This is a genomic window from Enterococcus sp. DIV0800, assembly GCF_050559735.1.
In the GTDB taxonomy this organism is placed as follows: domain Bacteria; phylum Bacillota; class Bacilli; order Lactobacillales; family Enterococcaceae; genus Enterococcus_A; species Enterococcus_A devriesei.
In genome coordinates this window covers 449,106-460,459 of the sequence record NZ_CP187898.1, presented here as the reverse complement: position 1 = coordinate 460,459, position 11,354 = coordinate 449,106, and the positions used below count along the sequence as shown (strand labels likewise).

At 36.2% G+C, this 11,354-nt stretch carries 8 protein-coding genes; 2 read left to right on the top strand and 6 right to left on the bottom strand.

The features are described 5' to 3' along the window. The first annotated feature begins 308 nt into the window (after nt 1–308). Nucleotides 309–1,796, top strand: coding sequence for a helix-turn-helix domain-containing protein (locus tag IGI54_RS02125; protein ID WP_430621045.1), 1,488 nt, complete (start codon nt 309–311; stop codon nt 1,794–1,796). A gap of 90 nt (nt 1,797–1,886) precedes the next feature. On the opposite strand, the gene IGI54_RS02120 is transcribed toward IGI54_RS02125, so the two are convergent. The 6 genes from IGI54_RS02120 to IGI54_RS02095 form a co-directional block, all read right to left on the bottom strand. Then, complete coding sequence (locus IGI54_RS02120; RefSeq protein ID WP_216430876.1) at nt 1,887–3,287, bottom strand: glutamate decarboxylase; 1,401 nt, start codon at nt 3,285–3,287, stop codon at nt 1,887–1,889. A gap of 33 nt (nt 3,288–3,320) precedes the next feature. After that, nucleotides 3,321–4,832 carry a glutamate:gamma-aminobutyrate antiporter gene (gadC, locus tag IGI54_RS02115; RefSeq protein WP_071861505.1) on the bottom strand — a complete coding sequence of 504 codons (1,512 nt, stop codon included), beginning with the start codon at nt 4,830–4,832 and terminating at the stop codon, nt 3,321–3,323. A gap of 278 nt (nt 4,833–5,110) precedes the next feature. Beyond that, nucleotides 5,111–5,809, bottom strand: coding sequence for a helix-turn-helix domain-containing protein (locus IGI54_RS02110; protein ID WP_071861506.1), 699 nt, complete (start codon nt 5,807–5,809; stop codon nt 5,111–5,113). A gap of 59 nt (nt 5,810–5,868) precedes the next feature. Then, on the bottom strand, nt 5,869–6,498 hold the full coding sequence (locus tag IGI54_RS02105) for a hypothetical protein (RefSeq protein ID WP_430621044.1): 630 nt from the start codon (nt 6,496–6,498) through the stop codon (nt 5,869–5,871). A 1,294-nt stretch (nt 6,499–7,792) separates the two neighbouring features. Further along, entirely contained in the window at nt 7,793–8,491 is a 699-nt protein-coding gene (locus IGI54_RS02100) for a helix-turn-helix domain-containing protein (protein ID WP_430621043.1), read from the bottom strand. A 319-nt stretch (nt 8,492–8,810) separates the two neighbouring features. Next, nucleotides 8,811–10,124 carry an NCS2 family permease gene (locus tag IGI54_RS02095; RefSeq protein ID WP_379946408.1) on the bottom strand — a complete coding sequence of 438 codons (1,314 nt, stop codon included), beginning with the start codon at nt 10,122–10,124 and terminating at the stop codon, nt 8,811–8,813. Nucleotides 10,125–10,432: 308 nt separating this feature from the next. Between IGI54_RS02095 and IGI54_RS02090 the strand changes: the two genes are divergently transcribed. After that, nucleotides 10,433–11,344, top strand: coding sequence for a UbiA family prenyltransferase (locus IGI54_RS02090; protein WP_430621042.1), 912 nt, complete (start codon nt 10,433–10,435; stop codon nt 11,342–11,344). Nucleotides 11,345–11,354 lie beyond the last annotated feature (10 nt).

Sequence of the window (11,354 nt, the reverse complement as noted above, 5' to 3'; positions counted from 1 at the left end):
TCTCATTATTCTAGTGCTTCCTTCTAATTCACTAAGAATGCAAATATATTGTTATTCAATAGACGGTTAAAAAAGCGTTGCTAGTAAAACACTTTGATATAAAGAGCTTTATTCTCAATAATGATTATTACCTAAAAATAATTTAAATTATTGAATATATATCGATTCAGTCAATGGGATCGACTAATCTTAATTATTTTATTTCTATCTCTAAAAAAATGACGAGATATTAACAATAAAAATATCTAAATGGATTAAATTGGTATACAATATCAATCATATGTATTTGTCCACTCGGGAGGCTCTTTATGTTAAAAAGGTATATTGAAAAAAATATTTTTCGCCAAGTCTATCTCTGCCAACAGTTGTATCAGAAAAAAAGAATCTCGATCCAATTAATGGCCGAACGATTAAACGCTTGTACCGTTACTATCAACAATGACCTAGACCTACTAAAGGAAACTTTCGGACAGGAAATCGCTACGTTTGAGCGAACAAGAGACACCTGTTTTATCGCTTTTGACTCCACCTATTCCTTGTTAGAACTATCCCAGCGAATTTATCGGCGCTCAGATTTTTTACGGGTATTAAACGAATACTTGAAGGGGAATACACATTGGGCGGAAATTGCAGAAAAAGAATTTCTTTCTACTAGTAAAATTTATCAAATTCGGAAAGATATTTTTACTTTCGCAAAGGAGCTGGGGTATCCTTACTCTTCTCACGCCATTGATTTTCCTGAAAAAGACATTCGCTACTTGCTATTAGCGATTTCACGATACACCGGCGATGCTTCAGCGATTCCCTTTAACAAAATGATTGCGACCGCCGCAGAGGAATTGATTACTTACGTAGAAGAACATTTTTTTGCTCGAGCATATCCTGAAAATGAGCGAGAGATTATCATTTCCGGCATCTTACTAAGTAGCCAGCGCGCACGGTGCTTTGCCATTCACTTTTCTGAAGAAGAAAAGCAGATGGCTCAGCAAACACCGCTATTTGCGCTATTGCAAACCGGCGTGAAAAAGTTAACTTCGTCTATTTTTACAAACGAAGAGGAACTGTATTTTATCTATTCACTCTTCAATGCACGAAATTATACCTGCAATAATTACGAGTTGCTTCAGAAGGATTTTGAAGTTGTGTACCAAAATCATATCAAGCGCTATCCTGAAATCGAGCGGTTGCTTCAACAGCTCCGTTCCTCCTTAGAAATCCCAGCAGAAAATGAGCTGCTACTAAAAAAGGCTTTTTTGCCCTTTATTCGCTCCACTTGGGCTAATTTGCAATTATTCCAACCAGATTTAATCTATCTGAAAGATAGGCATCAACTACAAACCTATCAAGAAATTAAACATGTCTTGAATCAGTGGTCAGACACTTGTTGCACTAGCATTCAATGGAACGAAAACCTCGTTTGTAAAATGACACTGATCCTTGATCTATTACGGAAAAACAGCTTCAACCAAAAAATCGAATTATATATCGTCACGCCATCTGACTTCAATTTTTTATATTATCAGAAGCATCTAAGTGATTTGCTAGACGAACGGCATTTTGTCATTAGCAATATGATTTATCACACCTTAAATGACGTAGTCGACGATGTATTCTTTTGTTCAAGACGTATTATTGTTTGTGATACCGCCCTTTACCAACAAAATTTAGGTAGTGAAAATACATTGATTTTCCCTGTTTCGCTCCAAACAATCGACGAAACGTGTCTTAAGATCAATCAGCTTATGCATCCGACTGAAAACGAGGTTGGGACAGAAGTGTTCAGTTCCGAAAAGTAAGACGGAATCTCCGAAGAAACCACTTCTAGACGACCGTTTATCCATAAATAAGAGCTGGGATTATGTTAATATCCCAGCTCTCTTACTTTATTAATGAGTAAATCCATATGTCTTGATTTCAGTTTTTTCATGGTAGACAACATGCGCTTTATTTAATGCTTCAATTGCTTCTTGCATATCTTGAACGTAATCACACGCCATGTTCATACCAAAATCAGCTCGAATGACCAGCCGTTGAATGATTTCTTGATCCAAGTTCTTAGGAAGTGGGTAAGCAGGAACTTGCCATCCCTTCATTAAGAGACGATCTGCCAAATCATACAGGTTCCATTCACGAGTTGCATCTTCTTTCAATTTGTAGCAGACAATCGGTAATTGAGACCCGTCATTCACGATTTCAAATAAACCTGTTTCTTCGATCGCCTTTGCCAAATATAGCGCTACGTTATGTGTACGTTCATGAATGGCTTTATAGCCATCAAATCCATAACGTACAAAATTATAATATTGGCCGATTAATTGGGCTGCACTATGAGAAAAATTAATCGCCATTGTTGGTAGTTCACCGCCTAGATAGCTGACTTTGAAGATTAATTCTTTAGGTAAATATTGTTGATCACGCCATAGTACCCAACCCACACCAGGATAAACCAATCCATATTTATGACCAGAAGAATTAATTGAAATAACATTTTTCAAGCGGAAATCCCAAACTAGATCAGGTTCAGTGAAAGGAGCATAGAAACCACCTGATGCCGCATCAACATGGATATAAACCTTATAATCCGTCTGCTTGTTATATTCTTCAACTAGATTATCTAATCCTTTAATATCATCATAGCGACCTGTATAAGTGATACCCATGATCCCAACGATTCCGATCGTATATTCATCAACATAATCCATTACCTTGTCCAAATTGATCGACATATGTTCTTGATCTAACGGTACTTCGCGCATTTCAACATCCCAATAAACACAGAATTTTTCCCAGCAGACTTGATAGCCAGATGAGATCACCAAATTTGGTTTTTTCGCATTAAGATCCAACCCTAACTTTTCTGCCCGTTTTCGCCACGCAAATTTCATCGCCATCCCGCCTAACATACAGGCTTCGGAGGAACCAATGGTTGATGTTCCCATAAATTTTTCATGCTCACTAGCATGCCATAGATCAGCAATCATGTTCACACAACGATTTTCTATCTCTGTCGTACGAGGATATTCTGATTTATCAATAGCATTTTTTTCTAGTGTCTGACTCATCAACTTAACCGCTTCTGGTTCCATATACGTTTGGCAGAAAGTGGCTAAGTTTAAACGGGCATTCCCTTCATCTAACATTTCGTCTTGTACCAATTGATAGGCTACACGCGGCTCAATAGATTCTTGGTTCAATTTATATTTAGGTAAATCGACTCGTTCACTTTCTGATCCAAAAATTGGTTCTAAATATTCTGCTTCATCACGATTTTCTTTTCCATATAACATATCTATATCCTCCTAAAAATCCTTTTGTCTTAATTAATGTTTCAATGTATGTTCTTCTTTTTGGACGATTTCATGTTCACCACGAGCTGCCGGATAAACCGCTGGATTCATATCTCCTGCTTTCATATGAACGGGCTCTTCCAACTTTTTATGACCTTGCTTGTCATGCAGCTCATAAATAATAAACGGTAAAATCACTGTGATTACAAAACTGATCAATAGTATGATTTGGTAGGTACGGTCCTCACTCTTTGCAATCGATGCTGGGGGAACAAAAGAAATCAACAAAGCAAAAACTGATAATAGTAGTCCGACACCAGCAATGATTGTCTTTCCGATTGTTTTTCCCGGCACGTTATAAGAACGTTCCAAGTTTTTCTTTTTATACAATAGTACGAAATACCCGATAAAGAATAATAAGTACCCAACTAAATAGATAACTACAGTCAATGAGATAGCGACTAAAAAGGATAAATTATTTCCGCCACCACCGAAGGTCAGTACTGCACCCCAAATCGTTACGATCACTCCTTGAATCATAATTAACGGTACTGGCACACCATGCGTATTGGTTTTACGTAAGAAGTTAGGCAATAGCCCCCGTTGCGCTGCCGCAAACATTCCGCGAGAAGGGCCAACTACCCAAGAACTTACTTCCCCCATTACGCCAAAAGCAATCATCAACGCGATAACTTTCACCAGCCAACCTAAATGACTGTTAAAATGTAAAATCAATAATTGGAACGTTTGGATCACTCCAGCGCTTAAAGATAATTCATTTTGGGGAATCACTGCTGCAACTGAAAAACCACCAATCGCATCTAAGGCAATCGCTAAAATAACCAATAGAATCATTGCTAACGGATAGTTTTTCTTTGGATTTTCCAGTTCATTAATATGAGAAGCTGATGCTTCAACTCCCATGTAAGCCAAGATAAATGACACAAAAACTACGAGTGTCGATACTTGTGAAAAATCTGGAATAAATGCTTTTTTACTAATAGCGATCTCTATTGGATTGCCGCCGATGAAATACGCTGCCGCTAATCCAAATAAAATTACAGATGGAATAAGAATCCCAATCACAAATCCAGCTTTTGCAATTTTTGCTGTCCGCTGTGTTCCGCCTAATTGTGAAAAGGTCAGTCCCCAAAAAATGATTAAGAGACCGATATATTTCATTAAAGGATCAGTATTTAACGCTTGAAGATTCAATACATACGATAATGCCCCTAGAATGAAATAGATCATCGTAACGAAACCTACCGTAATTTGAAACCATTGAAAAAAGATGGCCGCAAATCCAAAACGTTCGCCTAATGTTTGACTGACCCAGCTAAAGATACCGCCATTCTGCCAGCCTTCTACCGTAGACATCTCAGCCGCACATAAAGCTACAGGTAAAAACCATAAGATTCCGCCTAGTAATAAAAAGAACACTAGGTGCAGCTTTGAAGTTGCAAACGTTGGATATTCATAAACGGTTAAAACCATCGAGGCCGTCAATGCAAAAAAGCCAAATAAAGTTAATTTTTTTTGATTCATAGAACCGCTTCTTTCCCTTTTTTTACCTGATTATCGTTGACTAGCTTCAGGGAAAAGACATTGATACACACTGACTAAACATTTCTTAGCACCTTCTTTCTTACACGAATTAGTATAGCCAGCAGGTAGAAAGTTTTTTTCCTTACTTTTTTAAATTGAAGGATGCGACTTTAAAAAAATAAAGAATTATTATTGGCACTCATCGAATGAGTTATGTTCGCTAAAACAAAAAGGCTTTGGTTCTCTCCAATTTTGGAGAAGACCAAAGCCTTTTTATTTTATACACTATATTCCTGAATATGATCATTCATTAAGCCATTGGGAACATCGTGCAGCCGATACCCATTTCCCCAGTACGTAATGATTCGCACATTATCAATATGAGCATGAGCGATTTTCTTACGAATATTCCCTACAGCCGTTGACATCTGTACGAGGCGGGACTTACTCACTTCATTATTCCACACCTTGTTACATAGCTCGTCTCTGGAAATAATTTTACCGCTGCCTTCAGCAAGCGCCGAGATAATTTTCTTCTCGATATTATTTAACGAACTGTAAAAAAGTACCAAGTCTTGTTTCTTCTGTTCCGATTGACGAACCAATCCTTTGGAAATCGTTTCTGCCTGCCCTTCGCGTTTATCACTTAACAATAAAAACTCGCGCAACTCAGTCAAGGTACAATCAATCGACAAACAATGATTGTCATCAATATTCGGTACTGGTTCATCCGTCCTTCTCAAATAGTGTAAATCCTTTTCAAGTACGATCGGTAAAATATCAGTAAATTCCTGATTCGTCAACGTTTCACTAAAAATGACAATATCAAAAAGAGATAAGATATCCTCAAAATACTGCGGCTTATCAACATCAAAAAATTCTTTTAAGACAAAAACTTCGTAATCCAGTCGTTGCAATTCATTCTGAAAATCTTGCTCGATAATAATATTTCTGGTCAGAATAATCACTTTTTTCATCTTTCATCACTCCCATCTTCCCTTTTCACTCACTTTTTCAACCATCAATGGTACCCCTATCATTGATCTATCTCTAAAGAACGAATACCGTTCTTTATCTCGTTTACGACTTCCTGAGGCAAATCCTTCTTTACCTCAACGGCTTCCATCAATTGATTTTTCAAATTCAATCCAATTGTTTGAGCTTTTTCTTCCACACTTTGGATAATCCTGCGACTCAAAGTCGTCGCTTCCAATAGCGTATCAGCGGCATCCTCGCAAATAAATAACTCTAGTGCAGCCCGCTCTTCTTTTAAAAATACGTAATTGAACAATTCCTCGTTTCTCTCCTGTAAGTACATATATTGTTCTAAAAGCTGATCGTACTTTTCTTGTAAGCTATCCTGTTCAGTATTACATATAAATGTTTTTGGCTGCTTCAGAATAAAGCTGCGCCTTTCCAAACTATCCTTGTTGTGATAAACGACTTTATCCATTAAAACTCGTTCATTCATTGCTTCTAACTGCCTTGTCAGCGTTTTACAATGATTACGATAAGCAGAAACTAGCTCTTCTAACGCGCCTCTAATTCCGACCAATCGCTCTACTTCATCAGTTAGTTGTTCATTCTCTATTTCTAATGACTCAACTTTTCCATTTAATTGTTGGATTGACTGTTCTTTTAATTTAGAGATGTTCAAATCCTTCAATTCTTCTTCCTCATTTCATCCTAATTTCCCATTACAATTTCTCTGTTATTATGTATATTTTTTAGCTATCTATCAGTAAAATAATAGGAACTGCTCTGAGATATTCTATAGTAGGAAAACTTATCTTCTCACTTATTATCGACCAATTTTCAGACTATCTTTGCTAGCCCTTCTTGTTTATAGAACAGAATCAGTCTCACTATAAAAATAGATCTCCATCTTAAAAGCTTCTATATAATCAAAAATTAGAAATTTTTTTCGATATTTGGATCGAGAGGTTATTGAGAATATTCGATCAGCGTATAGAAACCCATTTCAATAACCACGGTTATCTAATCGGTTAAAAAAAATACGGTTGCACTTTAACCCAAAAAGCATAATAATTATTTTTATTTCAAATAAATGATATTTATGTTTTATTATACATCTATTTTAAAAAAATTATAAAATATTTTTTATAATAAATCAACAGCATATTAATTTTTAAAGAAACCTTTTTTTTAAAATGTTTTTTGCTCTACGAAATTTCTAATCTTTTTACCATTAAAAATACATAAAATTCAGTTTAAGAAATATCGAGCATTCTTTCTTGCATTTTTGGAGAAGTAATCGTGAAAAAACCCCACATAATAATAATTATCTTTAAATAATTGTTGAGTATTTTCTTCTGTCCATAAAGGTAAATAGAGTTTTTACCTTAAATTAAGGATCATTTCTATGTTAAAAAATTCCTTGAGTAAAGAAATGTTAATATATTTTTACTTAAAAAATAATAATTATAAAGATATTATGTATCAAGTTCAGAAAAAGAATATTTATTCATTTTTTCTAATCTTTATTAATTGTTTGATTTTTCCATTTTTTGAAAATCTGGTTATTTTTCTACCTACAATTTTTTTGTTGCTATTTAAAGCAATTCCAATTAACCCATGCTTATTTATAATCGTGGTAAGGATTATAAACTAGGAATGAAATAAAATGCCAAAACCCTTGATATGATACTTTTCCCATTCTTTTAATCTTTAATAAGAATCATTCTCTTTTTCTAAAATCCTCATAGATTCTTTGGCATTTCTGCCGGACCGCTAATCTATAGAAAGCTCTACAATGATTCTTATGAATGGATCAGCCGAAGCAATGACTTAATAATGCTGTATTAATATGAAATTCTTCTCTCCACCAAATCTAATCTATGTTCGCTCGTTAGATTTAAAAGAACCACTTCATTAAACTTAAGTTTAATGAAGTGGTTCTCTCTAAGAATGATTTACTTTTTTAAAAAGCTTTCTTGACTCTAATACAAAGAAACTTCCGTTTCGACAATATCTTCCTCTAAATAATCGAAAATTCTTTTATTCAAACGATAACCTTGTCCCCAAACAGTTTGGATGGCTTCATCGCCTAATACAGGTTTTAGCTTCTCATTTACTTTTGAAACTACTTTAGACAAGCTCGCTAAAACGGATTTCGTTGGATCTTTCTCCCAAATTTGGCGGCTAATTTCCTCTCTTGAAACTGTTCGATCACCAGACTTGATCAAATAGTAGACAATTTCTTTTTGCTTCAATTTCAAATTCAACTCGGATAACTTTTGTTTTACCGTAATTTGGTGAACGCGTTCTACGTCCTTCAACACAATACGAGAAAGCTCTGCTGCTAATAAGACTTCACGCATTCGCTCCAAGTTCCCTTCGACAGGAATCCAGCCATCAAAAATAGTCTCAGAATCTTGACAACTAATCTCACTTGAGCGACGAAAAATCTTAAAATTTCCCTGAGGCAACAGCGTGATCAGCTCCTCTGTTTCCTTATCGTAAAGTGTCTCACTAAAAATAATCGCTTCAAATTGATAAAGAAAATCCTCACTGTATGATTTATTCCGAATCAAAGTAATCATACTACTGGAACAATACACTTCATGTCCTAACTGCTTCAGTTGACGTTCGAAGTTTTCTTCATATAAAGGGACTTTGGTCAAAAGTAATAATTGCATGATATGCTCCTTTCGATAGCTTCAAATTTCTATTTGGTCTCTTTTTCAGAACAGTAACTAAAATTATGCAGCCTTAACACTAAGACAGTCATTTTTATAGAATACGTCCGAAATATAATTATTTTTTTAATTAAAATAATTATATTATAATGTTATTTGCAGGTCAAACTTTATCCTAAATTGCTTTTTATATTTTTTATTTTGCTTAAAAATTACTTTATAGCTACAAATATAATAACCGCTCATCAATATTTACCGAAACTTTTTTAATACAAAAAAACTGCCTCGTTCTGAACCAGACAGAGCGAAGCAGTTTCTTCTATTTTACATTCAAGATCCACATAAAACCAATAAAGACGAAAAATAGTGCATACATGATCGGTGAAACTTCCTTTCCACGTTTGGCCGCGATCATGGTAATTGGATAGAAAATGAAGCCTAATGCGATTCCATCAGAAATACTATAGGTCAATGGCATACCGATTAAAATCAAGAAGGATGGGATCGCGATCTCTAACTGATCCCACTTGATTTGACGCAATGATTGTGCCATTAACACACCCACGACGATCAATGCTGGTGCGGTAACCTGTGAAGTTACGACGGATAATAGCGGAGAAAAGAACAATCCAAAGATAAAGAAAATACCGGTGGTAATTGCCGTTAAGCCAGAACGACCACCGACAGCAATTCCTGCTGAGGATTCAACATAGGCTCCAACAGGTGAAGTTCCTAATAATGAGCCCGCTAACATCGCGGTAGAGTCAGATGCTAACGCTTTTCCGACCCGCGGCATTTTATTATCCTTCATAAATCCAGCTTGATTGGCTAATCCTACTAAAGTCCCTGCTGTATCAAAAAAAGTAACCAGCAAGAATGTCAAGACAACAACCCAAAGTTGCAATGTATTAATATCTTTTACATGCTTCAAGGCCACTAAAAAAGTCGGTTTTAAGCTTGGTGCCGCTGAAACGATTTGAGTCGGCGCATGAATCAAACCAGTTGCTAATCCTAATAAGGTCGTAGCCACCATGCCAATAAAGATTCCACCAGGTACACGACGTACCATCAAGATCGCGGTCACGATCAAACCAAAAACAGTCAGCCATGTCGTTCCCACGCTCATAGATCCCAAGCCAACTAGCGTCGATTTATTGGCAACAATGATGCCACCTTCACTTAAACCTAAGAAAGCAATAAATAAACCAATCCCACCAGAAATCGCATATTTTAAATCAGAAGGAATCGCATCAATGATCATTTCCCTAAGTTTAAAAATCGTGATCAGGATAAAGATTAGTGAAGCAACAAAGACTCCAGCTAATGCCGTTTCCCAACGAATCCCCATTCCGATACAGACTGAGTATGCGAAGAAGGCGTTAATCCCTAAAGCAGGTGCGGTTGCGATGGGATAGCGAGCCAAGACACCCATCAAAATGCAGCCTAAGGCACTGGCTAAAGCCGTCGCGGTAAAGACTGCACCTTCATTCATTCCTGAGGCGCCAAGTACGCTAGGATTGACGAATAGAATATAAGCCATCGAAATAAAGGTTGTAAAGCCCGCCAATATTTCTCTTTTTACTGTTGTATTTAATTTTTCAAGTTCAAAATAGGAATTTAATTTCCGTTTCATGAATGATCCCCCTACAATCGAAATAATGTTCGTAAAATAATTGCATGTTTTTTCAAACAACGAGGATAATCATATAATAAACATGATAATAAGTAAACAATAATGTTGGAAATCGTCAAAACGCGAACATTCGCTACGGTGATTCTCCGTTTCTATTTTTCTGATGAACATATTAGTGGACAAATGATGCAATCCTCGATAACTTGATTAAGGATCAAATCGAATCATTAGAACAAATTTTTGTTGCTAGTGTCAGCAGAGCGTTAAAAAGTTTTTGAAAATTATCAGGAAATTAAAGGAGAATCACTGTGAAGCAATTAACCTTCAAGCAATTTTGGGAACTGTCTGAAATTTATACCGCTCCCTTGAATCTTTTTATTATTTTACTAGGCTATGGGATCGCGAAATTTCAATTTAACAGCCGCCCCAGCCCGGAATTTTTTCTATTTATTTTGATTATCGTGATGTTTCATATTACCGTGAATGTCTTCAATCACTACATGGATTATCAAAATGCTTCGGATGATAACTACAAACAACAGACAAACATCATTGGACGAGATCATTTGGACCTACGTTTTGTCCGTAATTTTTATTTAGCTAATTTAGTTGTTTCCTTTTTATTGGGATTGCTTTTAGTTTGGCGGACGAATTGGGTGATTGGCATTCTAGGGGTGATTGGATTTTATATCGGATTGTTCTATTCCTATGGACGACGACCGCTGAATAGTTTGCCCATCGCTGAAGCTTTAACCGGGACCGCCAGCGGCTTTTTTATTACCGTTGTCAGTTACTATCTTGCCGTTTATCAACATCAGGTCGTGACAGCTGCGATGGTCGGCAAAGTCTTTCTGATCAGCCTGCCGCTCGTCTTGATGATGTTCAATAATTTATTGGCAAATAACACTTGTGACTTGGAAGAAGACATTGAAAATCATCGGAAAACGCTCGTTTACTACTTAGGGAAACCCTTAGCCGTCAAGGTCTTATTGGGTGTTTATGTCTTCAGCTTCATTTGGTTAGCTGTTTTAGTATTCGCTGGCCTCGCTCCGTGGACTATTCTGTTTTTACTGTTGCTTTTTCCAAAAAATTGGCAAAGCCTTAAAAAATATCGAGCCTTGCAAGACAAAAAAACAACCTTCCCCATTGTGTTGAAGGCCATGTCAGCGATCATGGTGCTTTATCCGCTGCTTTATTTTGTTGGAACACTTTTTTATTAATCAAACGCCT